General features: G+C 61.1%; 16 protein-coding genes and 1 pseudogene. 6 read left to right on the top strand and 11 right to left on the bottom strand.

Annotated elements, in window-relative coordinates; genetic code table 11:
• Window positions 1–613 precede the first annotated feature (613 nt).
• Window positions 614–1066: a response regulator gene (locus OUZ45_RS15995; protein WP_266171138.1), complete on the top strand. Its 453-nt coding sequence runs from the start codon at window positions 614–616 to the stop codon at window positions 1064–1066.
• On the top strand, window positions 1063–4083 hold the full coding sequence (locus tag OUZ45_RS15990; protein WP_266171137.1) for an ATP-binding protein: 3021 nt from the start codon (window positions 1063–1065) through the stop codon (window positions 4081–4083). The genes OUZ45_RS15995 and OUZ45_RS15990 overlap by 4 nt, the downstream gene beginning before the upstream one ends.
• Window positions 4084–4119: 36 nt before the next feature.
• Here the strand turns inward: OUZ45_RS15990 and OUZ45_RS15985 are convergent, their stop codons facing one another.
• The 8 genes and pseudogenes from OUZ45_RS15985 to OUZ45_RS15955 all read right to left on the bottom strand — a co-directional run bounded on the left by OUZ45_RS15985 (window position 4120) and on the right by OUZ45_RS15955 (window position 15073).
• Window positions 4120–7422 carry an EAL domain-containing protein gene (locus OUZ45_RS15985; RefSeq protein WP_266171136.1) on the bottom strand — a complete coding sequence of 1101 codons (3303 nt, stop codon included), beginning with the start codon at window positions 7420–7422 and terminating at the stop codon, window positions 4120–4122.
• Window positions 7419–8489 (bottom strand): chemotaxis-specific protein-glutamate methyltransferase CheB, encoded by a 1071-nt coding sequence (cheB, locus tag OUZ45_RS15980; RefSeq protein ID WP_266171135.1) that lies wholly within the window; start codon window positions 8487–8489, stop codon window positions 7419–7421. Before cheB ends, OUZ45_RS15985 begins: the two co-directional genes overlap by 4 nt.
• A 79-nt stretch (window positions 8490–8568) precedes the next feature.
• Window positions 8569–10476 carry a hybrid sensor histidine kinase/response regulator gene (locus OUZ45_RS15975; RefSeq protein WP_266171145.1) on the bottom strand — a complete coding sequence of 636 codons (1908 nt, stop codon included), beginning with the start codon at window positions 10474–10476 and terminating at the stop codon, window positions 8569–8571.
• 105 nt (window positions 10477–10581) lie between these two features.
• Window positions 10582–10884 (bottom strand): annotated as a pseudogene (locus tag OUZ45_RS20890) (Hpt domain-containing protein); the annotation flags it as partial.
• A gap of 73 nt (window positions 10885–10957) precedes the next feature.
• A complete protein-coding gene (locus OUZ45_RS15970) occupies window positions 10958–12421 on the bottom strand; it encodes a CHASE3 domain-containing protein (protein WP_266171134.1) in 1464 nt (487 codons plus the stop codon).
• Window positions 12422–12462: 41 nt separating this feature from the next.
• Window positions 12463–13116: a chemotaxis protein CheW gene (locus OUZ45_RS15965; RefSeq protein WP_266171133.1), complete on the bottom strand. Its 654-nt coding sequence runs from the start codon at window positions 13114–13116 to the stop codon at window positions 12463–12465.
• Between the two features lie 14 nt (window positions 13117–13130).
• The gene (locus tag OUZ45_RS15960) at window positions 13131–14600 is read right to left on the bottom strand and encodes a CheR family methyltransferase (RefSeq protein ID WP_266171132.1); all 1470 of its coding nucleotides are present in this window, start codon (window positions 14598–14600) and stop codon (window positions 13131–13133) included.
• 8 nt (window positions 14601–14608) lie between these two features.
• Window positions 14609–15073, bottom strand: coding sequence for a chemotaxis protein CheW (locus OUZ45_RS15955; protein WP_266171131.1), 465 nt, complete (start codon window positions 15071–15073; stop codon window positions 14609–14611).
• 632 nt (window positions 15074–15705) lie between these two features.
• On the opposite strand from OUZ45_RS15955, the gene OUZ45_RS15950 reads away from it, so the two are divergent.
• The 4 genes from OUZ45_RS15950 to OUZ45_RS15935 all read left to right on the top strand — a co-directional run bounded on the left by OUZ45_RS15950 (window position 15706) and on the right by OUZ45_RS15935 (window position 18007).
• Window positions 15706–16740: a hypothetical protein gene (locus OUZ45_RS15950; protein WP_266171130.1), complete on the top strand. Its 1035-nt coding sequence runs from the start codon at window positions 15706–15708 to the stop codon at window positions 16738–16740.
• A gap of 94 nt (window positions 16741–16834) precedes the next feature.
• Window positions 16835–17089, top strand: a complete 255-nt coding sequence (locus OUZ45_RS15945; RefSeq protein WP_266171129.1) for a hypothetical protein — start codon at window positions 16835–16837, stop codon at window positions 17087–17089.
• A 33-nt stretch (window positions 17090–17122) separates the two neighbouring features.
• Window positions 17123–17362 carry a hypothetical protein gene (locus OUZ45_RS15940; protein WP_266171128.1) on the top strand — a complete coding sequence of 80 codons (240 nt, stop codon included), beginning with the start codon at window positions 17123–17125 and terminating at the stop codon, window positions 17360–17362.
• Window positions 17363–17485: 123 nt separating this feature from the next.
• Complete coding sequence (locus OUZ45_RS15935) at window positions 17486–18007, top strand: hypothetical protein (RefSeq protein WP_266171127.1); 522 nt, start codon at window positions 17486–17488, stop codon at window positions 18005–18007.
• 26 nt (window positions 18008–18033) lie between these two features.
• Here OUZ45_RS15935 and OUZ45_RS15930 read toward each other — a convergent pair whose 3' ends face one another.
• The 3 genes from OUZ45_RS15930 to OUZ45_RS15920 form a co-directional block, all read right to left on the bottom strand.
• Window positions 18034–18645: an NAD(P)H-dependent oxidoreductase gene (locus OUZ45_RS15930; RefSeq protein WP_266171126.1), complete on the bottom strand. Its 612-nt coding sequence runs from the start codon at window positions 18643–18645 to the stop codon at window positions 18034–18036.
• A gap of 122 nt (window positions 18646–18767) precedes the next feature.
• The gene (locus OUZ45_RS15925) at window positions 18768–22193 is read right to left on the bottom strand and encodes a hybrid sensor histidine kinase/response regulator (RefSeq protein ID WP_266171125.1); all 3426 of its coding nucleotides are present in this window, start codon (window positions 22191–22193) and stop codon (window positions 18768–18770) included.
• 267 nt (window positions 22194–22460) lie between these two features.
• A complete protein-coding gene (locus OUZ45_RS15920) occupies window positions 22461–25532 on the bottom strand; it encodes an ATP-binding protein (protein ID WP_266171124.1) in 3072 nt (1023 codons plus the stop codon).
• Between the last annotated feature and the right edge of the window lie 46 nt (window positions 25533–25578).

Below are 25578 nucleotides of genomic sequence, written 5' to 3'. Positions count from 1 at the left end.
GAAACGGGCTTGAAGCCCAGGCAACTGTTCGGGTTGTGAGGAAAAGTCCCCGCCGACCCAGGCTCACCTACGATCTCGTGATCCGAGGGGCAACGGTCTGGCGGGGGTAAAGCAAACTTACAAGGGGGCGGGTGCTCGCGATAACCTCTCACTGTCGTCGCCCCGGCGTAGGCCGGGTTCCAGTAGCGTTATCGCTTGATGTCCGCGTTATCGCAACCGGGCTCGCCTGCGGGTTCGTGAGGTCTGGCCGGGCTTTTCGACACGACGTTTGGTGTCCTGTCGGGAGGCATGGGCATCCATGCCCATGCCCCTGCGGGCCTGATCGTCCAGCCCTCACCGCTGCACAGGGGACCCCAAGAGCAAAAGCAACATCTCGCTCATTGGAAGGCCATCATGTCTTGCCGGGTCGCATGTCAGTGTAGCCAACGTGCATTGCATCATCGGCATAGAGCGCAGCAGCCTCCTCCGGCGTACAGCACGAATTGGGCCAAACGCCACCGCGTATTTCTTCCCCGAAAAAGCGTGAACAAGCGCATTCACGGGGTCTATGCGTCGCCGAGCAGAGCATGCTCAAAAACTCGGCGTTCATCCGCAGACCCGGTTGGCTCCCGCTATGAACGAAGGCGCACCCGATATCCTGCTGGTCGAGGACAGCCCCACCACGGCGGAGCTATTCGCGATCGCCCTGAAGTTCAACAAGTCGAACGCGACCATCCAGGTCGTCCGCGACGGTGAGGCCGCACTCGATCTTTTGCTTGGCGATGCTCCCCCTCCTGGGAGTGGCCTCACGCCATTGCCGCGCCTGTTGGTACTGGACGTTCACATGCCGCGGCTCAATGGCTTCCAGGTATTGGAGCGCCTGCGTGCGGATGAACGTACGCGGCTGCTTCCGGCCGTGATGTACAGCGGATCCGATTTGGACTCGGACAAGCACGAGGCGCTCAGGCGCGGTGCAAATGGCTTTGTTCGCAAACCGGTGGGCTTCAAGGAAGCCTGCGAAGTCATTGCACAACTCGAACGCGACTGGCTGACATCCGATGCCGCATCGCAGAGCCCATCGCCGTGACCAAGAAGCACATGGCAAGCAGCGAATCCATGGACCTTGCGGCGGCCGAGGCTGCCGCGAATGCCTTTGAGGGTTTGTTCGCCGACGGTGGCGAGATGGGCGCGCTGATGCGCTCCACGGATTGGTCAAAGACGAAGCTGGGGCCTGTGGAACGTTGGCCGCGCAGTCTGAAAACCATGCTTGGTGTCGTGCTCGGTAGCCGGTTCCCCATGCTGCTGTGGTGGGGGCCCGATCTGCTGCACCTCTATAACGACGCTTACCGCCCCATCCTGCGGGACAAGCACCCCGCATCGCTCGCGGCCCCCGCCGCGCAGATATGGGCCGAAGTCTGGGACGTTGCCGGCCCCATGGCCAGGAGCGTGCAGGAAGGCGGCCCTGCCACCTGGACCGAGGACCTGCAGCTTTTCATCACCAGCGGGACCATGGCTGAGGAAACGTATTTCACGTTCTCCTACAGCCCTGTTCCAGGAGATGACGGCAAGGTCGGCGGCTTGCTCAACACCGTGCAGGAAACCACCGCCAAGGTACAGAGCGAACGACAGATACGCATGCTGCACGATCTGGCCGCACGGGCAGCGGAAGCGAAGTCCGAAGACGACGCCTACCGGATGGCAGCAGAAGTGCTCTCCGCCAACGAGCTGGATCTCCCCTTTGTACTGATCTACGCATGGAACGAGCAGACGGAGGAAGCACAGCTCGTCGCGAGCGGTGGTTTGGAAACCTACGAAGGCCCTGCCAAACCCTTACGGATACTTGTCAGGGAAGATGCAGGCGGCGCCAGTTGGCCACTCGCAGAGGTCGTACACGGCGCTCGTGAAGTGGTGGTGGACAACCTCCCCGCACGTTTCGGGCCGCTACCGCTGGGAAGCTGGAATGCACGCCCGGACCGGGCCATCGCTTTGCCGCTTTCCCGTGCCGGGCAATCCGCGCCATACGCGATCCTGATCGCGGGCGCGAGCCCACATCGTGCGCTCGACGATCGATATTGGGCGTTCTTTCGAGCTGCCGCCAATCAGGTGGCCAACGTGATGGCCAGCGCTCGCGCCTACGACGCCGAGAAGAAGCGGGCCGAAGCGCTCGCTGAAATCGACAAGGCAAAGACCACCTTCTTCAGCAACATCAGTCACGAATTCAGGACGCCGTTGACGCTGATCCTCGGCCTCATCGAGGAAGCGATGACACGACCGGAAAAATCTCTGGGCGGCGAATATCTCGAGGTGGCGCAACGCAGCGGCATCCGACTGCTTCGATTGGTGAACAGCTTGCTCGACTTCACGCGTATCGAGGCCGGGCGCTTGCAGTCCACCTTCGAACCCACCGATCTCTCCACGCTGACGAGCGAACTTGCGAGCGCGTTCTACTCGCTCGTCGAACAAGCAGGCATGAAGCTCATCGTGAACTGCACACCGCTCCCCGAACTTGTTTATGTCGATCGGGCGCAGTGGGAGAAGATCGTCCTCAATCTCGTTTCGAACGCGTACAAATTCACCTTCGAGGGCGAGATCGAAGTCTCCATGCTCTGGCGCGATGATCGTGCCGAGTTACGCGTGCGTGATACCGGCACAGGCATCCCGCCGCAGGAATTGCCGCACATCTTCAAGCGCTTCCATCGCGTGGCGCAGGCGAAGGGAAGGAGCTTCGAGGGTTCCGGGATCGGCCTGGCGCTGGTGCAGGAACTCGTCAAACTCCACGGCGGCACGGTGCAGGTATCCAGCGTTGAGGGTGAAGGGACGGCGTTTGTCGTTTCGATCCCTGCTGGGACGGTGCATCTGCCTGCCGACCAGATGGTTCAGGGGCATGGCACGACATCGCCCGGTGTCACTGCATCGGCCTACGCCGCCGAAGCCGCCCAATGGGTCCGGCGCAGCGAATCCAACGACATCCGGCCTGATGCTCCGGAACCGGATCAAGCACGACCGAATCAAACCGCGCCCGCACCACCCGTAGGGGCCGGGCGCATCCTGGTGGTCGACGACAACGCGGACATGCGCACGTACCTGAGCCGACTGCTGCGCGCGCGCTGGGAGGTGGAAACCGCCAACGACGGGCAAACCGCCCTCACCTGCGCCAGGGCGCGCCCGCCGGACCTTATCCTGAGCGACGTCATGATGCCGGGGCTGGACGGATTCGCGCTGCTGCGAGCATTACGCGAAGACAGGAAGACCCGCACGGTCCCGGTGATTTTGCTTTCCGCTCGTGCCGGTGAGGAAGCGGTGCTGGAGGGGCTCGATGTCGGCGCCGACGACTACCTCGCCAAGCCGTTCACCACGCAGGAGCTGATCGCACGCGTACGCACCCATCTCACCATGGCCCACTCGCGCAACGAGCTGATCGCCGAGCTTGCCCGCACCAACGAGGAGCTTGAGGCGTTCAGCCACTCCGTGGCGCATGACCTGCGCGCACCGCTGCGCAGCATCGATGGCTTCAGCAACGTACTGCTCTATCGGCACGGCGAAGCGCTCGATGCGGACGCCCGCCGATGCCTCGACCATGTGCTGCATGCCGCCCAGGACATGAGCCAGATGATCGACGACTTGCTGATGCTTGCGCGCGTAGGGCGCAGCGAACTGCAGCGCATGCAAGTGGACCTGAGCGCCATGGGGCAGGAGATCTTCGAAAACCTTTGCGCGCAGGAGCCCGACCGGAATATCCAGCTGGAACTCACGCCCGGGCTCACTGCTCCCGGTGATTCGGGCTTGCTGCGCATCGCGCTCCAAAACCTGCTCAGCAACGCCTGGAAGTACACCAGCAGGAAGCCGCAGGCACGGATCGCGTTCGGCGCAAGAAAGGAAGAAGACCAGCAGATCTACTTCGTACAGGACAACGGCGCTGGTTTCGATATGAAACATGCAGGCAAGTTGTTCAACGCGTTTCAACGCCTGCACTCATCGGACGAATTTCCCGGCACCGGCATCGGGCTCGCCACGGTGCACCGCGTCGTGCGCAGACACGGCGGCCGTATCTGGGCAGAGGCGGCCGTCGGCACTGGAGCCGCGTTCTACTTCACGCTGGCATAAACGCCATCCATACCGCTACCTGAAACCCTTGCATGGTCAGCAATGCAACGACGTCCCCTCGCGCAAAAGCTTCTCGATCTGCTCCGCGGGAACGGCCGGACTGAACAGAAAGCCCTGGAATTCATCGCATTTGAGCAAACGCAGGAACCTCGCCTGCTCGTCGGTTTCGACACCTTCTGCGACCACCCGCATACCCAACGAATGCGCAAGCGAGATGATCGTTGACACGATGGTCTTGTCGTCCGAATTGCTGGCCATGTTCATGATGAATGAACGGTCGATCTTGAGCGTATTGGCCGGCAGCTTGGCGATATAGCTGAGCGACGAATAGCCGGTGCCGAAATCGTCGATCGCCACCGTCACGCCCATCTCGCGGATGACCCTGAGCTTCTGGATATTGGAGACAATATCCTGCATGACCAGGCTTTCGGTGATTTCAAGTTCCAGTATGGCCGCCACGTCACTTCGGCCATTCAACACGTGCTCTATGATGCCGACGAAATTTCTCTGGTGCAGCTGAACCGGCGACACATTCACCGCCACTCTCAATGGAGGAAGGCCTTTGGCCTGCCAGTCGAGGGCATCGGATACCGCCTTTCCAAGCGCCCACATGCCCGCCTCCATGATCATCCCCGTCTCCTCCAGCAAGGGGACGAATTTCAATGGAGGCACCAGACCCATCTCCGGATCATTCCAGCGTATGAGCGCTTCCAAGCCATTAATTTTTCCGCTATTGATATCGACCTTCGGCTGGTAATGCAGCACCAGTTGATCGCGCTCCAGCGCCCGCCGCAACTTGTTTTCCAGAGACAATTTCTCAGCCACCATCACATTGAATGACGGTCGGTAGAACAAATATTTGTCGCCGGACATTCGGGCGTTTTTAAGCGCGGACTCGGCGTTGTACAAAAGCGCGTCGATGTCCTTGCCGTCGCCGGGATAGGACGCGATCCCCGCCCTCGCTGAGATGCTCAGCTCCTGTCCGCTGATCAAGAACGGCCGATTTTGGATGGCGGACAACACACCCTCCAAAATATGCACGATGGTCACCCTTTCGTCGTCGTAATGGGTCGCGATACCGAAGTGGTCTGTCGAAAAATGGGCGAGCACGTCGGTCTCCGCCAGCTCTTCCCGCAGACGTGCGGAGAGCTGACGCAACAGCTCGTCACCGGCTTGCCGGCCCAGGGATTCGTTGATCCGGCTGAACCGGATCAGATCGAGCATGATGACCGATAGCGCTTTGCGGCTGCGGCGCGCGGCATGGATCTTCTGACCGACGCGATCCAGGAACAGCATGCGATTCGGCAAACCGGTAATCGCATCGTAAAAGGAGAGATAGTTGAGCCGGTCTTCGCTGGCGATATGATCCATGGCAAATGAAATGTCACCGGCCATCTCGACCAGCAAGCGGTTCTCCTCCGCGTCGAATACATTTGCCTCTGCGGAGTAAAGCCCCAGCACACCGACCAACTCGTCCTGCAGTATCAGAGGGAATAACGCCGCCGATCGATAGCCGCGACTCAGGGCGTCCGTCCGCAACGAACGCATGTTTTCATCCGCAGCGATGTCATTGCAGATCACCGGTTGCTTCCGGGCTATGAACTGGAGGGTAGAAGGGCAATTCAATGGCGCTTCTTCCGCCGCACCCAAATCGATCCGGCGCAGGCAATCATCGTCGCGCCCCATACTGGCTACCGGTGTGACCGCTTGGGTGACCGCGTCGAACGTACCGATCCACGCGAAGCTGAAATTGCCGAGCTCCACCGCTATGCGGCAGGCTTCGTCATAAAGCTGCTGGCGCTCGCGTACGCGGACAATGGTGGTATTGATGCTGCTGAGCACAGCGTAGATACGGTTGAGACGGGCGATTCTCGCCTCGTAGACTTTGCGCTGGGTCACGTCGCGCACGGCCGCGGCAACCATGACGCCCTCTCCCGATCCCATCGGGCTAAGGCTGATGTCCACCGGAAAACTCGCACCGTCCTTGCGCAAGCCGATCAGCTCCATGCCGCCCCCCTCCATCGCCGGCGGCGTGGCATGGCCGCGATCCACATCCATCTGCGCCTGCCGAAAACCATGCGGCAAGAGCTTGTCGACCCGCTCGCCAATCAACTCGTCTCTGGGGTAGCCAAATACGGCCTCGGCCTGGCGATTGACCAGCGCAATGACACCGGACGGCGCGATCATCACGACCGCATCCGGTGCGAACTCGAAGAGCATGTGGAATCGTTTGTCCACGCGCTTTCGTTCGGCGATCTCGGTGGTGAGCTCGGCAGTTCGCTCGTCGACGAGCCCCTCCAGATGTTCGTACAGGCGGGCGCGCTCCAGCGCGACCGCTACTTGGTGGCCCACGCCGTAAAGCGATTCCAACTCGCCTTCTTTGAAAACGCCCTGCTCCGCCCTGACCAAATTCAATATGCCCAGACTCTGCTTGCCGCTCCACAGCGGTATGTAGGCGTGGTGACTTGGGCGGCGCTTCTTACCCCCCGCTGACTTCAGACGTTCACACTCCTCCATGTTGCTTGCGCACTGCCTTTCACCCGCCAGGAAGCGGCGTTGGCATTCACAACCGCCATCCATCGAAATGCTCCCCTCGGGAAGATTGAGCGCCGCGCCTAAGCGAAAGGAACCCCTGCCATCCCAAAGCGCTATCCACCCAGCCTGGACCCCCGGGAGGTACATGGCATGTTCAAGCGCCTGCTCGCACACATCGCGTTCGCTCAAGGCGAGATTCAAGCCTTCGGCAACGTGGTACAGGCCAGCCAGCATGCTGTTCGAGTCCGCCAACTCACGCTGCCGTTCCTTGAGATCCTCGCTGAGGTGAATGGCCTCTTCGTACACCGAGATGAGCAGGTCGACGATCTGTTGCCGCTCGGCCGTGATGAAATGCTTTTCCCCGCCGAGATAGATTTCCACTCCCATTCGGATCTTCTGGTTCCTGCGCAACTCGTTGGTCATGAGCAGGCAATCGATCCGCGCGAGCAGGTAGCGGTCCTCGTAGGGTTTTCGGATGAAATTATCGGCACCGCACTGCAGTCCCTTCATGATGTCCGACACGTCGGACAGCGTCGTAAGGAGCACGATCGGGATGTCCTGAAACTCTTTGTCTTGCTTGAGTTCCGTGCACAGTTCGAAGCCGTCCATCCCTGGCATCATGACGTCGCTGACGATCAAGACGGGCTTGCGCTGTCGGCATGCCTCCAACGCCTGCAAACCGTCAGTGGCGACCGTCACCGTATGACCATGCCCCTCCAGCAAGAAGCGCAACCTCTCCGCCTGGGTCGGGCTGTCCTCGGCCACCAGAATCTCGACACCGCTCGTCTTGTTGCTGTGTTTCATGGATCGGGTTCCATGACTGATCGTTCGCGATGACTCGCTAGCGTCATCAGCCAGTTGGCGATTTTGTCCGGAGCAAGCACATACATCGCCGCGTCGAGCCGAATGGCCTCACCAGCCATGCCATGCACGACAGAACTGGCCTCGTCCTGCGCGAAGGTGATAGCCCCCAAATCTCTCAATAGCCGCAATTCCGCGGCACCGTCGCGGCCCATCCCGCTGAGCAGGCCGGCGACGGCGTCGCGACCGTAGACCTCGGCGACCGAACGAAATAGGCAGGACGCCGAAGGACACACGCTGTTCTCGCCCAGATCCTTGAGCAGGAGGATTTTGTCGCCGCGAGCCACTTTCATTTGATAGGCATCGGGTGCCAAGTAAACGTGACCCGGGCGGATGGCTTCGCCTTGCCGGGCCACATGTATCGGCAGCTTGACCGACTGTCTGAGCCATTCGGCGAACCCATAGGTAAAGCCATCCGCCATATGCTGGACCACCAACACGGGAAGCGGAAAGGTCTCCGGCAAGCCCGCCAGCAAGATCTGCAGCGCCATCGGCCCCCCGGTCGAAGCGCCGATGGCGACGATGCGCTGCCTCGTCGTTACGGCAGCGCTTGCTTCTCCCCGGCCTGCCCCAGGTGCAGCCAGCCGCCCCTGCGGCCAACGCCGCACGACCCTGACCTCCGACATCAGCTTCATGGTCTGCAGCAGTTCTTTGGCCATCACTTCATGCAGGGCGTGGCCGATACCTGCCGGCCTCGGCTGCACGGTCAAGGCGCCCGCCTCAAGCGCTTTGAAGGTCGTCGCCATCTCCCCAACGTCGCGACTCCCGCTGACGATGACGATGGGGGTCGGCTTGGTTTCCATGATTCGCCGCGTGGCCTCCAGGCCGTCCATGTTCGGCATATGGATATCCATCGCGATCACGTCGGGCCGATAGCGGCCGACAGCCTCGATCGCCTCTACGCCGTCGCATGCCATACCCACTATTTGTATGTCGGGGTCGGCACCGAGAAGGCCGGCGAGCATTTCGCGTATCACGGCCGAGTCTTCCACTATCAACACTTTGATCATGGCGTGGTCTCATGATGCGTCCAGTTTCATCACAACACGGCATCGACAGGCGGATTCACTGGCGCTCATCCTCAGGCACTCATAGAAGCCTGCGAATCACTTCCAGCAAATTGCTCTGGTCGAAGCTACTTTTGACGATATAGGCATTGGCGCCGACGTCGATCCCGCGTTCGCGGTGCTCGCGCGACCCCAGCGCCGTAACCAGTACGATCGGCAGCTCGGCGAGCTGCTTGTCGGCTCGCAGTTTGGCGGTAAGGTCGAAACCATCCATGCGCGGCATCTCCACGTCGGAGACCACCAGGTCGAAGGATCCGGTTTTCAGCGTGGTATAGGCGTCGGCGCCATCCACCGCCGTGGTCACACCAAAGCCCGCCGACTCCAGGATGCCCTTGAGCAGCGAACGCGAGGTGATCGAATCCTCCACCACCAGGATCGATGGATTTTCCACCTCAGTGCCGTTGCCAGCCGAAACGCTCGTCCCGACCGGCATCGGTACTGACACATGTTTGATCGCGGACTTCAGAAGATCGGAAACATTCAACACCGGCACGATCTGTCCGGTTCCGAGCACGCTTGCGCCGGCGACGTTGCGCACGCGCTCAAGCTGCCGGCCGATATGCTTGACCAGAACCTCGTGCTCGTCGATGACCTCTTCCACGCGAAAAGCGACGCGCAGATGCGCCATGCCAAGCACAACCAGCCATACGTAATCGGTCTGCTGAGCATTGGCGTGCGGGCGCGGCAATTCCAGCACATCGCTGAGCCATACCAGAGAAACCGCCTCGCCATCGACCAGCATCGTTTCCCGGTTTTCCACGGTCCGGATGTCGCTTTGGGCGATGCGCGACACGCGTTCGATATGAACCGCGGGGATGGCGAATATCTGCCCGCCTGAGCGAACCAGGACACCGCGAAAATTGGCAAGCATCAGCGGCAGCGCGATGCGAAAACGTGTCCTGGCACCCGCCTGGGATTCGATGGCGATGTTGCCGCCCAGGCGCTCGACCTTTTCACGCACGATCGCCAGCCCGAGTCCGCGGCCGGAGACATCGGTGATGATGGGGCTGGTGCTGATGCCGGAGCGAAACACGAGCGCCAAGGTTTCCTTTTCGTCCACCTGCCCCGCATCCCGCGTGGCGGCGACACCCAGCTTGCGGGCTGCCGCCTGGACCGACGCGGCGTCGATCCCAGCGCCGTCGTCAGCCACGACCACCTCTACCTTGCCGCTGTCTATCTGGGAGATCGACAAGGTGACTCTTCCGCGTGGTGGCTTGCCCTTGGCCTCGCGGACTGATGGCTTTTCGATGCCGTGATCGACACTATTACGCAGAAGATGGATGAGAGGATCTTTCATGGCATCCAGGATGCGCCGGTCGATTTCGATCTCGCCGCCCTGAATCACCAACTCCACCTTCTTCCCTTGCTCGCGAGCGAGTTCGCGGACAAGCCGCGGAAAGACCTCGATCAGCGACGAAAACGGCAGCAACTGCATTTCTTTGACGTCGCGCAACAGACTGTCGGTCATACCGGCCAGCGTACGCTGATCGTGCTCGGCCGATTGGCTCAGCCGTGCCAATCGGTCCTCCAGAACTTTCATTTGCACCTGCTCGGCATCCAGGTATTCGAGCAATCGGGAGAGTTCCTGCGTCCTGCCGGCTACGCCGTTGCCCGTGCCATCGCGGCTGCCGTTTGGTTGCATTCGCCTGGACTCGGATAAGAAAGCGCGCTCGAGCAGACGCAAGCTCGGCTGCAGGCGCAAGCGCTGCTTCTTCCAAAGCGCGAACGCCGCGCCGGCCTCGCGCAGCTCTTGAGCGCGCTGACGCGCTGCCAGTCGCGGCCCCAGCAGTTCCTCCACATGATGCATCACGGTGTCCAGCTTCGCGATGGAAACACGAACCGTCTCAGGCGCCAGAGAGAGCTGCACGGGCTGCGCCTGGGTAACGTCGTCCGCGGAAGGCTCGACCGGCATATCCGGGTCGACCGGCACGTCGATCAAGGCATCGTCCAGACGCCGGACGATGGTCGCCGCCAGCGGGGGCCGCCGCTTGAGCGCGACTTTGTCCATCGACAGCAGCCGACCTATCGCATCCACCGCGTCGTGCAACAAATTGAGTAGAGGCGAAGTCACGCCGAGGCGCCCTTGCTTCAACGCGGCGAAAACGCTTTCCAGCGATTGGCAGACGGACTCGATGGGCTTGAGGTTCACCGCGCGCGCGGCTCCTTTGAGACTGTGCGCATCGCGAAATATCGTTTCTATGATCGCCGTCGACGACTCCCCCTTCGGCATTTGCTCGAGCACGAGCAAGCCGGACGACATCGACTTCAGATGCTCGTCCGCCTCGGACCGAAAGGTCACTAGCAGCCTTTCCAGTGGATCGTCGTTCTTTTCGGCCATGATGTACGCCTTTGTAAGCTCATCGTCGATTCAACTGGCACCGTGGTGTCAGTCCACCTTGCCAGAGCTTCGATCAGGCACTTCGACTCCCGATCAGGTCGCCAAGCCGCTGCCCTAGCGTATGGAGATCCTGTGCGGCAGTTTCCGCCTGGCGGGTTCCTGCGACGTTCTGCGTGCTGGCCAGCTTGATGCTCTCCATCGCCACCACGACTTGATCCATGCCCACCATCTGCTGCTGGCTGGACGCGGCGATCTGCGTCGCCGCCTGCGCAGCCTCGCCAATGCTGTCGGCGAGCAGGCGGATCGATTCGCCGGTTTCGCCGGTCTGCTTCACACCCGCATCCACGGCCTTATTGCTCTGCTCGGTAGCGAGCACCGCCGTGCTGGTGGCCTTCTGAATGTCACCGAGTATGGTCCGCACTTGGGCGGTCGCCTGCTTGGACTGCTCGGCAAGGCTTTTGATTTCCTGTGCCACCACGCCGAAGCCTTTGCCTTGCTCGCCCGCCTTGGTGGCCTCGATGGCCGCGTTCACGGCAAGCAGGTTCGACTGTTCGGCCAGCCCGTTGACGGTGGCGATGATCTCGCCGATCGCCTGACCCTGTTCGCTCAGGCGCACAATGCTGTCGGCAACAGACTCCATCTGTTCTTGAATGCGATGCATACCCTGCACGGCATCCCCCACCGCAGTACGGCCGACGGTCGAGACGTTTGCCGCTTTCTGCGCGCTATCCGACACGTAGCGTGCCTTCTGGTTGGTGAGCTGCGCGGTCTGCTTGACTTGCTCGACCGTCGCGGTCGTCTCGCTGACCGCGGTAGCCGTCTCCATCGCACTCGAAGCCAGCTGGGTGGTCGTTGCCAGAATCTCGGCCGCCGAGGACGATAGTTGCGCGATACTCTCCCGTAATTGATGGGTAATAGTGCGCGTGACCAGAAGACCTAAAAGTGACAGCGTTATAGCGGCAACCGGTATGCCATAAACGATGCCGTAAATAGACATACGCGATCGCGCACTGATTTCATCATCAAGCTGTGCCACCGACATGCGAACCCTGCCACTCATCTGACCTACTATTTTTCTAATATCGTCCATAATTTGTTTACCGCGATCGGTCTGCACCACCTTCAACGCGGCGTCGAAGCCCTTGGATTTTCGAAGTTCAATCGTTTCCTTCAATTCATCCAACTTTGCCGCGACAAGTGGCTCAAGCGCGTCGAGCTCGCGCTGCTGGTCCGTATTGGCTTCAGTCAGCGACCGGAGTTTGCTCAGGTATTTATCGACCGCCGCGATCCCGGACCGGTACGGCTCCAGATAGCGATCCTCGCCGACGATGAGGTAGCCGCGCTGACCGGTTTCGGTATCCTGCATGGCCGACATCACACCTTGGAGGCTATCGATCAACTGATAGTCACTCACACGACGCCCAATGGCCTCCACATAGCCAGTCGCATTTCGATATGAAAGTATGCCGAATGCGGCGAGAACCAATAACGCCAAGGCATACCCGGCTCCGATCTTCACGCCCACGGTCAGTTTCATCTCGCCATCCCCCTTCGCGATCCAGAAGTCTGAGTTTCGTGCTATTCGTACACCTGCTCGTTCACGACGATGTTTGCGTCGGACAGTAGTTTTTCCGCGTCGATAATCACGGTCCGGGCCGAGGTCAAACCCAGCAGATAGGCCGCCCGGATTTTCGTAAGCGTGGGCAGGGAGCGCTGAATATCAGCGGCGGGGACTTGGCGGACGCCGACAACCGAATCCGCCAGCACGCCGAAGATCATGTTCCCGGCCTGCAGAACAATAACCTTGTTCAGATCGGTCAAGCCTGGCGCAGGAAGCTCGAAGAAGATCTTGATGTCGATGACCGAAAGAATTTCACCGTGTAGATTGATGATGCCGAGCACGAACTTTGGCGTACACGGCAGCGGCGTGAGGTTTTCGAGCGGACAGACCTCGCGCACGTAGCGCGAATCGATGGCGTAGCGCTCGTAGGCGAGGTCGAACTCCACCATCTCGATGTATTCATCGGCGCGGGCATCCGGCTCGGCCTCTTGGGCCAGATGCTGCGCCCTCGATTGCAGGATGCGTCGACTCTCGTCTGGCGAGGTCGCCCAGCCATGCTCGATCGCGTGGCGAGCCGTCGCCAGGCGCCGCTCCAGCTCGCGCCAGTCTACGGCCGCTCTTTTCGCCGCTCTTTTTCCCGATGTGCCGGTAGTTGGTTTTGAGCTTGGCATGCTGCTTTCGCCCCTTATGCGTCGGCTGTCTTAGCGCTTGGCAGACTGGAAAGTACGGAGCTGACGATCTCGGCGAGCCGGCCGGCACTCAAGCCTTCCGATTCGGGGACGATGTCGTCCGGTGGGAGCTGCTGCAGGAGTTCGAGCGCATTCCTGAAATGCCGGCCCGCCTCTCGGCGGCGCCCAAGCGCCAGATGCAGGTTGCCCAGCGCGAAATAGGCCAGCACGAAACGGGAGTCGAGATAGACGGCACGTGTCAACGACTGTATGGCGAGATCGTATTGACCTTGCTCCTGTTGGATAACGGCATACAGGTAATGCGGCGCCGGATTCAGTTTGTCGGCGGCCATCGCCTTCTCACAGCATTCGGCCGCTTCGGCGAGCCTGCCTTGGTTGGCATACTCTCGTGCCTTACTACCGTCCATCGCTTGCGGCGGCGGCGATAGCGGCGGCGATGGTCCGTCCGGTAACACCTCTGAACTGGCCGCAACCCAAGACGTCGCGGAGATCTCGAACGAAGCGTTCTGCGGCAGCGCCGTCTCGGCGATTAGTTCCACAGGAACCATCTCGCGCCACGGACCGATCTCCATCCTGTCCAAGGCCGTGTGCAAGGCCGGAGGTTCCGGCAAAGCTTCCGCTTCCGATTTGCGATAGAAAATCGCCCCAGGGAATTCGACGCAGGCGAATCGCGCGTACATGCTCGTCGATGTTTCGGCGGGTGCCACCACCAGCCATCCGCCGTCGACCAGCGAGAGCCGTAGATTCTCCACGACCTTCCTGGCCTGATCCGCCGTGAAATACATCAGTACGTTGCGGCAAACGATCAAATCCATCGCATTGGTATGGTTCGACAGCGATGGGTACACATCGTCGACCAGGTTGAGATAGGTAAATGTCACGCGCTTACGGATGGACGGCCGAATTTCCAGGCCAGATTTGTTATCCCGTGCAAAATAGCGCGCCTGCACCCAGGCCGGTGTGGTGCGGAAGGACCATGCGCCATACACCCCACGTGCCGCCTTTCGCAGCGCCACCGGGTTGATGTCGGTCGCCAGTATGGTCACGTTCCAGTTGCCGAGCCCCACGAGCAGCCGGTCGAGCAGCATGGCCAGCGAATACGGCTCCTCGCCCGTGCTGCAGCCCGCGCACCAGATACGCAAGCGTCGATCGCTGTGCATATGCGCACGCAGCCGCTCCGGAAAGACTTGCTGCTCCAGCGCCGCGAAACAGGCGTCGTCCCGAAAGAAATAGGTTTCGCCGATGGTCAGATGACTGGCCAGGGTCTCAATCTGGTTTCGTGTCAGCGGCGCGGATAACAGCCATTCGGCGCAGGACTCGGCATCGGCGCTCCCGAAAGCGGGCGCAGCGGCGGCAATGCCACGCTCGAGATCACCCCAATGCTCCCGCGGAAAATGCTGGCCAGTCCGCACGGCGAGCAAATCACTTAAGCGCGATAGGAGTTCATGCGGCAAGGTGGTTTGCATAAGGTGCCTTAGGCGGCTCCCATGGCACGATCCACCGACGCCTCTTCCTCCAGGGAGAGGAAAGCGTCGAGATCGTGAACAAGGATCAATCCGTCCTTGAGCCTTATCACCCCTTCAACATAGTCGATGGCTGGGGCCATATTCCTGGCCACGATCAGGTCCTGCTCGGCGCACTCGACGATGTTGATCACTCTGTCGACGAGCAATGCAACGACGCGTCGCGCCGTACGCGCGAAGATGAGTTGGTCGGTCAGAGCGATCGCTCGCTCAAGATGACGAAACCGGCGACGTACATTGATGACAGGAACGATGCGCCCCTGCATGCTGATGACACCGAGAACAATGTCCGGCGCCTGTGGAAGCGCGGTGATGTGGACCGCATGCACCACCCTGTCAACAACAGACAAGTGCAGCGCATAGCGCTGTTCATCGAGGACGAAAACGACATACTGATTGATCATGGCGATAGGCATCTCACGAATCAGTATTCAGTTTTAACGTTGACTTCTCTTCCCCGTCATCCCGACGACGGCCATCAATGGGCGCGAAGCTATACCCAGACGTATGGGTAATCAATACGAGCCTCAGTCTTCACGAACTCTAGACAAAGTTCAGCGCGATGCTGAACTCGTCCCCTCGGAGGCGGCGAGGCACCGACCCGACACTAGGCTTCACCCTTTGCTCACACCTTCAGGCCGTCCTGCGGACGTTCCTCGCGTTAGTCCGCCCCCCCCGGACGGGGATTTGCCCATACCTTCCCAGGCGTCCTGATTAGCGTCGAATCTCAGTTGGCGCGATGCCCCTCCCTCTGCGTGCCCCGAAAAGGGACTTCCTTCGGTCGCAAGGAGGGAGCCAAGAGCTCGCGTCGCTGAAATTCGACGCTAATCAGGCGAGAGGGATGGCCTATTGGGGTGACAACGAATCTGATGCAGAGGCTGTAAATACACCTCATAAATACATTTCGTATGAGACGCTAAAGAATTCCGTGCTTATCAAAGCGAGGTCATGGATAAACATATTATCCATGGCAGTGTCTAACAAGCGTAAGCGGCATAACTAGAAGACCCGAATATTTACTTCCCTCACTTTAACTGAGGAGAGGTCAATGCGTAGGTACGAAGGTCATACGCTGGAACGCACCGCGATCGATGGCCTCCGCTGGGAAGCGAATGCCTCGGCGATGCTTGGCGCGGCCGATCTGGTCGGGGCAAGCCCGGGTCCCCAGGTGGCCGAAATCGTGACTCACGAAGCGGGTTTCACCAATCACCATTACGGCATCCATATCGGTCAGATCGATCGCTTGACGTTCTTCGGCCAAGCCGGGCAACGCATCCACGGCAGTTTTATCGACTGCAGAATAGGTTCGCCGACACTGCACCGGAAGGTATCGCTGGTGTTCGAGCCTTCGCCATTGCGTAAGCTGGTGATCGATCGCGGTATTGCCCATACGTTCAGCCATATCGAACACGTTGTGACACGCGACGAGCCGCTATGGCTGCTTACCGAGCACAATCCCGCCTATAGCTTCGGCAACGATTTGCTTAACTTTCCGCTCGACGTCAGCGGTGAGGCGATTCCGATCGTTCCGGTGAACCACCTGCCCATTCCTGACTGCTGCTACAAATACGTTTTGGAAAGGCAGCATCAGACCTACTTGAAGCAAGTTCCGGTGTATGGCACGCGTTACCGGATATGGGAGGACGGTGCGGAGCGCTATGCGCTGGTCAAGCAGAATACTTGGCAGATGCCCCCTGGCCATGGCGTACCCTGCGCCATACCTGACTGGCTGCGGCAGGCTGCCTGGAGACCTTCCTTCTTCGCTGCATCGGGCGGCGACAGCTACTACATCATCCAAAGTCCCGGCGTGGAGAAGGTGGATTTCATCACTCCCGAACAAACCGGCACCGCATCGCAGATCACCTGGCGGCAGGACGACGGCGGCGCGCTGCTCACCTTTTTCGGGCGCGGCCGTATCCGTGTCACGCTGAAGAGCCCTGGCCGCCTGAGTCCAACACTGCAATTCGCACCGGACCCGCTGCATAGCCTTCGTGTACCGGCCGAAACGGAAATCACCGTGCACAGCAAGGGCTTTCTATTGATCCGGCGCGAGAACCTGGCGGCCTTGCATCCGGCCACCTAATCGCCACCAAGGTCGACGGAAGCATTCACTTGATCGAGAGTCTCGGCGGCGGCGTCTGCGACATGCTGTTTCAAACCTCAAGTGACGATTGCGCGTGGAAAACATTTGGTACATGGCGGAAAAGAACCCGGACTACGAGCTGGCCAACGACAACATCGTGTTCTGGGGCCACGAGCACCCGGACCATTTCCCCACCGTGACCGTCAACGATCTGCCCGTACCGGACACGGTGCAGCAATACGTGCTGGCGCAGCAGCGGCGCCACTGCAGCACCGGCAAGCAGCGTCCGGTGGCCGCCCGCGCCTTGCTCGGAAAAGAGCAGCGCCGACTGCACCTTTCCGCAAAGTGATCTTCATCGACATTGTTCAAGAGGGATGACGCCATGGATCTCGATATGTTGAAGAAACAGCTGGCCACTACCACCGACCCGCAGGAAGCCAAGGGGCTGAAGGCTTTCATTGCGCAGGCCGAGAAACTAGGCCCGGACGTGACCATCATGGGCAAGATCATGCAATCGCCGTTGGTCTTCGGCGACAAGAGCAAGATTGCCGGCGCCAGGACCTTCGATGACCTGAAGAATGCGTTCGGCCCCAACTTCACGGTCAAGCTCGAAAAGCCGTGACGCAGACCAAGCCGAAGTCGGCCGCTCCAACGCCATGCGGCGTCATCGCGGGCGTCGAGTGGAAGCCCAACCTGTGGTTCGACACGGGTAACGGCAACATTCACCTCATCGAAGGCGTGGGTGGTGGCGTCGTCGACGTCCTTCACTACTTTTCCGCCGCCACCTACTCGCAGTCTGCATGTCGGCCAGGTCGATCGGCTCACCTTTTTCGGCCCGGCGGATACGCTCATCCGCGCCTTCTTTGTGGATTGCCGGCGTGGCTCGCCAACCCTCCACCAGCGCGTCGACCTGACGCTCCACCCGGACCCGAGGTTTCATCTGGTGATCGAGCGCGGCATCGGCCACCTGCTCTACAACAAGAGCAGCGTAACGGTTCGCAATGAAACCTTGTGGTACGCCGCCCTCGACAATCCGGACTACGACCTGTCGAACGATTCGATGAACTTCCGCGTCGACGACGACCCGGCCAACTGGCCGGTGGTCGACGTCAATGATCTACCACTTCCCGACGCCGTGCTGCAATACGTCCTGTCTACGCAGCAGCGCGCCCTGATCGAACAGGGTGAGTTCTCGGAGCGAGCGGCCAGGGTCATGCTAGGCGGCGCCCGCAGCGTGGTGTCGGCGCGGGATACATCTATCGGCTAGCCAGTGGCCTGCCACCAGGCCGCTGGCTAGTGCCCTACCTCCATCGCCGTCTCGATAGCTTGACGTGCGAGGAGGTCGGACTCCGCCAGCCAGCGTCGACGCTCGTCCATCGAGCTGGTGGCGACCACGCCAAACAGCGCACGCACGACATGCTGCACGCCGCAGTAGCGCAGGATGCAATCTCTCCAGATGCGTTCGAGGGGATCGCCGAAGACAGCCGTTTCCCGATGGGCTGGCGTGTTGCCCGTGTTGATCACTAGCGCCACCTTCGCTTTCAGCAGACCGATGGGCTCATCACCCTGGTCATCTCCTTTGGCGAAGGTATACGCGGCGTTCGGAGCAAAAACGCGATCAATCCATCCCTTCACGATGGCGGGAGGGGCCCCCCAGCAGTTGGGATGGATCACGGCGAGCAGGTCGCTCTCGCGCAACTGCGCGATGTGCGCCTGGACCAAAGGGTCCGTGGATGGCTCTCCGCGTGCTTCGGCCGCTGTCAGGAGGGGATGGAACCCTTCCCCAGCAAGGTCGTGATACGACACGTCGCATCCGGCCGCCCGCCATGCATCCCGTATGGTCTCTGCGATGGAATGATTGAAGCTGGCCACGGCCGGGTGGCCCACAACAACAAGGGCTTTCATCGGTTATCTCATCCATTGAATGCCAAATATCCGGGCGCCCTATTGCTACCCGCTGCAACGAGGCATGCAACGATCTCCGCTCCCGCTGAAAGCAGAAAGTGTGCTGCCGGCACCGACATCGATCAACTAAGGGGGCTGCCTTCCTCATAACGGCTGATGACAGCAAGGAGCATCTGCGTCAGCTCATCTGCCGTGCCCTCAAAACCATCGACCCCGTCAGCCTCAATGCTCAGCTCCATCGCCGCGCAGGCTCGGGCTGCGTCGCGCTCGCCGAGCATGAGGAGCACACCTTTCAAGGAATGCAGCCGCTCCAACAGAACGGTTTCGTCGCCGCGATGCCAGGCTTCGAGCATAGCCTGGACATCTTGCGTGCCTGATTCGACGAACACTCGCCGCACCTTCTCCGAAGGTTTGCGTACGGGTGTCGGCTGCGGTTCGTTCTGCGCCGCAGCGGCGACATGGCGTGACATGGCGGCGTCGAGCTGCTCCAGCGAGATGGGCTTGAGCAACATGTCGTCGATGCCGGCTTCTTTGCAGCGGTGCTTCTCGCTGGCAAGGGCCATGGCAGTGATGGCAAGGATCGGCAGGGTCTCGCCGCGTTCTCGTAACGCGCGGGTCAGCTCGTAGCCGTTCATGTGCGGCATATTGATGTCGGTCAGCACGGCGGCGTAGAGGCCGGCGTTCCACATGCGCAAAGCCACCCCGCCATCTTCAGCGCCATCGACGCCAAAGCCCAGTTCCTCCAGTTGCTGGAAGATCAATTCGCGATTGACGGGATTGTCGTCGACCAGAAGTACCCTGCCCCGTGTCTGGCTGCCACGTGGCTGCACGCCCATCGGCGCGACGTCATCGGCCAGCGGCCCGGCGGCGCTTTCCTGCAGCATGGCGATTCGCAGGGCGTTGCTGGAATAACAGGAAATATGTACGGTGCCATCGTGCCAAACGGGCGACAACGGCCCATCCGCTAGCGCGCGAACGACGTGTCGCGCACCGGCGATCAGGGCTTGCTCATCCTCGTCGCTCCACGCCGGTTGCGTGCCGAAGATCAGCAGCACGTCAGCGCGCTGCCGCCATGCCTGGTCGAAGTCGGATGGCTGCCCCGCAACGACGACATCGGCGCCCCAGGCGCTCAGCAGCGCGAAAATTTCCGAACGCCATTCCGCGGCGCCCGATAGCAAGGCAATGCGCTTTCCTGCGAGCAAGCTGCCGTTGACAGCCCGTGCCTCAGGGTCGGATTCCGCCGGAACTTCCAACGTGAAAACACTGCCGACACCCTGCGTACTTTGCGCACTGAGAGAGCCGCCAAGCAGTTGCGCCAACTGTTGGCACAAGGCCAGACCAAGACCGCTACCGCCGAAACGACGCGAAATACTGGCGTCCGCCTGAGAAAACGGTTCGAACAACTGCGCCAACTGCGCTTCGGACATACCGATGCCGGAGTCGACCACCTCGAAGCGCAGACGCGGCTTGCCGTCCGGCTGAGTGTCCGCCAGCGATGCGCGCAGGCTGATCCGCCCCGACTCGGTGAACTTCACCGCGTTGCTCACCAGATTGTTGAGGATCTGCCGGATGCGATGCGCATCGGCGATATAGCTCGCAGCCAGCGCGGGGGCGATGCCGAAGTAGAGCTTGAGCCCGCCACGTTGCGCCGACGGCGCGAACAGCAGGACGGCCTGTTCGATCAGTGGACGCAGCGCGAACGGTACAGGATCGATATCCAGCTGCCCTGCCTCGATCCTTGAGAAATCCAGCACGTCGCTGATGATCCCGAGCAAGGTGTCGGCGGAAAGACGGATGCGATCCAGCCGTTCACGCTGCGCCGCTTCCAGTTGCGAGCGGTACAACAGCTCCAGATGACCAAGAATGCCGTTGAGCGGCGTGCGGATCTCGTGGCTCATGGTGGCCACGAACGTGCTCTTGGCATGACTGGCCGCTTCCGCCGCTCGCTTCGCCTGCTCCGAATCGTGACGCGCCTGCCTCAAACGTTCTTCCAACTCGGCCCGCGCCGTCACATCGCGGAGTGCGCATAGCCATACCTGCCGATCGCGATGGCTGATAGGTGCGGCGGCCACGAGCAAATGGAGACGATCGCCATCCGGTCGATGCAGATCCAACTGGAAGTCGATGGCTTCGGGCGCGCCGTAGGCGCTGTCCCGATGCCGCGTGTGCTCGGCAAGTTGTGCGTACAGCGACGTGGAATCACCGACCTGTCCGGCAAGACGACGCATGACGTCATTCTGCAGAACGGGTTGTGCTTGCACGTGGTCGAGCAGGCACAACCCGACCGGCGAGGTCTCGATAATGACCCGGCTGAGTTCTTCGCTCTCGTACACGCGCGATGCGTCGGCCAGCGCGGGCGCCAGCACTCGCCGATCCATCCGCAACAGCAGCGTCCACAAACCCGCCAGAATCAGTAACACGGCCGCGACAATCAGCGCCATGCGCTGCCATATGTCGCCCAGCATCTGTCGCCACGTATAGGTATGGACAATGGCCCAGTCGATACCTTCGAGCTGATCCGCGATCAGATAGGTACCGCCATGGCGACGAAACACCTCGCCGGATGGCCAGGACGACCAAAGCCCGGCCGAACGCAGAAGCGCCTGAGTCTTTGCAGGCGTCGTTTCCCCTTGGCCGCTATCGACCACAATGTCGCCCGCGCGAGTGACGATGGTGAAAGCAGCAGGCGACGTCGAAGGCAAACTTTCCTTGACCCTATCCGCTGACTCAAAGGCCACTCGCCTGAGATAGATTTTCCCGTCCACGGCAAGCGTCATGGCGCACGCCAGCGATGGTTCGCCGGTCACCGGGTTACGTGCAAAGTAGAACGACACCTTGCCACCTCGCGCGAGTACGGCACCGTTCGAGCCCGCCATCGCCGCCTGCCACTGAGCGTCAGGGATGGTCAGGCGTGCGAACGCCTCCTCACGGGTGGAGACCTTCAGCGCGCTGAGCAACTGCGCCTCATCACGCACCCCAGTGATAGCAAACAGCGAGCCACCGGGCTCATAGGCGTACATGGTGAGCGGCTTGGTGGACTCCATCGCAGCGATGGTCGACGAGAGCACGGACGAGTATTCATAGATCAAGCCCATATAGGCGGCCAGGCGCGCTGCTGGCAGCGAGGCGGAACCGCGCCCAAGCACCAGAAAGGGCACCGCCGAATCGTTGGCTCGCAACGTCAACCGCTCGCCCTGAGCGGCGAATTGCTTCGCCAGCGGCTCGCCGTTCTGGAGTAGCAGCGGCTGGCGTGTCACCCACGAGGCGTTGTTGAAATACAGGCTGGCGGTGTAGCCGTGGTTCTTCCGGACGAGGAAGGTGTCGATCGCCTCCCGGCCATCCTGAAAGAGCTGTCGCTGGCTGGTGTGGTAATCATCGATACCGAGCAGGCAGCTGCCGATGGCTGCCAGCAAGATCACCAGCGTCAACAGTCCACCACCGCCATAAAGCAACTGCCGTTGGTGGCTGCGCAGCGACGCCAACTCACGATGACCACCCTGCGCAGGCAGGGAGTTCGACAATGGCCGCTGGTTTTCGGTCTGGCTCATCGATAACCCGGAGATTCGCTGCAGGACGAGGGAGGTTGAGCCTGAATTCGGAGCAATCTATCCGATTTTCTGACGATCTGTTAGCAGGCTGTTGAGAAACAGCCTGCTACTGCAGGCCAGGGATGGCCTGCCGTGAATCAAGCACTTCAAGTGCTTGATTCATCGGAGCCGAGTCCGGACATGCGCCGGACTCGGCGAGTTGGGAAAGGGCAGGAAAGCCCTTTCCCAACATCCTATTGGAACCGAACGGTATCCCTGCCAGAAGCCCTACCCGGCATGCCGCGACAACGACGCTCCGAGCTGGTCGAGCGACAAGGGCTTAAGCAGCAATTCGGTGACGCCGGCCCGTTCGCAACGCAGCCGCTCTTCCTGTTCCGTGCTCGCGGTAAAGGCCAGGATCGGCAGCGTCGCGCCGCGATGGCGCAGGGACCGGGTCAGGTCGTAGCCATTCATCACCGGCATGTTCACGTCGGTCAGCACGATGTCGTACCTCCCTGCCCCCCAGCGCGCCAAGGCGGCGGCGCCATGCTCGGCAGTCTCTACGGCATAGCCCAACAGCTCCAACTGCTGCTGCGCCAATGCCCGATTCGCTGGATTGTCGTCGACGAGAAGGATGCGGCTGCGCCCATGGTGGTTGTTCGGCTCCAGCACGGACACCTGATCCACTCCCCCAGCCGCGTAGCTTGGTTGCAGCGCCCGCAGCAGCGCGTCGCTGGAATAGCAGGACACGGTGGCCCCACCCTCGTGCCATTCGGGCAACAGTGGGCCGTCACTCTGGGCCCGTACGACGCGTCGCGCGTCCAGAGCCGCCTCCTCGTCATCGGTCCAGGCGCCCCACGGCATGTCGAAAATCACCAGGGCCGATGCCGAGGCAATGGCGTCTTGGTTCAGCTCCTCGGGATGCGCCGCCGCGTCAACCAAGGCACCCCATGCCGCGAGTCGATCACCAATCTCATCGCGCCATTCGGGCACACTCGACAGCAACGCCACTCGCATACCCTCCAACGGACGTTCGTGCGTCTGCGTATTGTCGTCAACCTGCAAGGGCAGTTCGACAACGAATGCGCTGCCCACCCCCGGCGTACTGAGCACCGAAATGGATCCGCCCAGCAACTCGCTCAACTGCCGGCATAACGCCAACCCAAGCCCCGTGCCGCCGAAGCGGCGGCCGATGCTGGCGTCGGCTTGCGCGAACGGTTCGAACAACTTCGCTTGCTGCGCTTCAGACATGCCGATGCCGGAATCGACCACCTCGAAGCGCACGCATGTGTGCGAGCCCTCCATCGCAGATACCGGCGACACCCGTACCACCACCTTGCCCGACGCCGTAAATTTGATCGCGTTACTGACCAAGTTGCGCAACACCTGCTCGATACGCGCCGAGCCACCGCGATACCTGCAGTCCAAAGTGGGGTCGATGCGGAAGGACAACCGAATGCCCTTGGCCAGCGCGGCAGGCGCATACAGCAGCGCGACTCGCTCCACCATGGCACGCAGATCAAAGGGCAACACCTCAATATCCAGCTGCCCCGCTTCAATCTTGGACACATCGAGCACATCGCCGATCACCACCAGTAACGCATCGGCCGATTGGCGAATGCGGGTCAGGCGATCGTGCTGATGGGTGCTCATCGGCGTTCTTGCAAACAGCTCCAGATGGCCAAGCATGCCGTTGAGCGGCGTGCGAATCTCGTGACTCATGGTCGCCACGAACACCGACTTGGCACGACTGGCCGACTCCGCCACCTGGCGCGCTTGGCGCAGGGATGCTTCCATGTCAATGCGCGAAGTGAGATCGCGCAGCGCGCATAGCAACACCGGGCGCTCCTGATACATCGTAGGCGCTGCCGCTACCAGCAGATGTCGCTGCGCGCCCGAGCCCCCAAGCGTCAGCTTGAACTCACGCCCTTCCGGCCGTCCCCTGGGTAATTGCGAGGGCGATTGCGCGGGCGATTGCGTAGCCGCCGCATAGCCTTCCACCAGCTGGCGATACAGCGTTCGGTGCGTGTGGTGGACTTCCGTTGCGTACTCCCGCGCCAGGTCGTTCTGAAGAATGAGCGCACCGTCATCCGCAGCGATCAAGCACAAACCCACCGGCGATGTTTCGATGATCGCCCTGCTCAATGCTTCGCTCTCGTACACCCTCGATGCCCGCGCCAGCGCGGGCTTGAAGGTCGAGCGGTCAAGCCAGATCAGCAGAAGCCAAACGCCGAGCAACACCAAACCGGCGAGCGCAGCATCGATCGCTACGGACGCCCCCCGTTCTCGCACGAAATCACGCCAACTGTACGCATACACCAACGACCAGTCCGTGCCCTTGACGCGATCGGCAATGAAGAACTGCCCGCCATATCGGTGCGCCGTGACGCCACTGCGCCATGCGGACCATCCATCTGCCAGGCGAAAGTTCTTCACTATCGTCGCGGTCGCCTGCACAGGCCCGGTGCCGAATACGATGTCTCCTTCGTGAGTGACCAGGGTGAAGTCGCCTTGCGTCACTTCACGCAGCCTATCCACGAACCGCTGCGCCGGCTCGAACATCACCAGTGCGCCAATCCGTTCGTTGCCATCCATCACCGCGAAGGCACCGGTGATGGCCGGCTCACCGGTCACCGGATGCTTGCCCAGAGACATCCGCACCCAGGGCAACTTCGTGCCGTGAGGCGACCACACCGGATGGCCCTGCTCCGCGAGCCGGGCAAACATCGAAGCACGATCAGCCCGCCCGGTGGCTGCACGCCACCCATCCTCGTCAAGGCCGTTGCCGAAAGCGAAGAACGACCCACTGGGATCAAAAAAATAGCCGATGGTCGAGTCTGGCCGACTCTGTTCTGTGATCGGGGTCTGCACGATCGTCGACAGCTCAGTGACCAAGCCAAGGTAGCGATCCAGTGTCGTCCGCGGCAGGGTTGAAGCCCCCTTTCCCAAAACCAACCAAGGCAGGGCCCCCGGGCCAGCACTCACGATCGCCTGCTCACCGTGATCGAGGAAGTCACGCAGGTACGTGCGCCCCTCTGCTGTGAGCGTCGCCCCGCGATGACGCCAGGCATACTGAAGCGTGTTGCGCGTGCGCGCATAGCCCGCGTCGCGTTGAATAAATTGCGACTCGACCGCCAACCTCGCCGTGTTGAACTCATCCAGCTGACCGGTCTGATAGTCCGTCATGCGCTGCGCCAGTACCGCGCCTAACATAAGCACGACCACGAGGCTCAACACCAAGCCGCCGCCATACAGCAGCTGTCGTTGATAACGCCGAAGAGCCGCCAGGTCGCCATCACCCGATACGTGGGTGCGACGCCGGCCAAAGGCGACCATCAGCTTGTCGAGTCGATAGGACATAGGAAACGGTGAGTGACCCTGTGGCGCACTTCGCGCCAAGTCATGC

The sequence above is a fragment of the Dyella subtropica genome (assembly GCF_026283965.1).
Classification (GTDB): domain Bacteria; phylum Pseudomonadota; class Gammaproteobacteria; order Xanthomonadales; family Rhodanobacteraceae; genus Dyella_D; species Dyella_D subtropica.
Note: the sequence above shows the minus strand (reverse complement) of the source record. Positions and strands in the feature narration are given on the sequence as shown.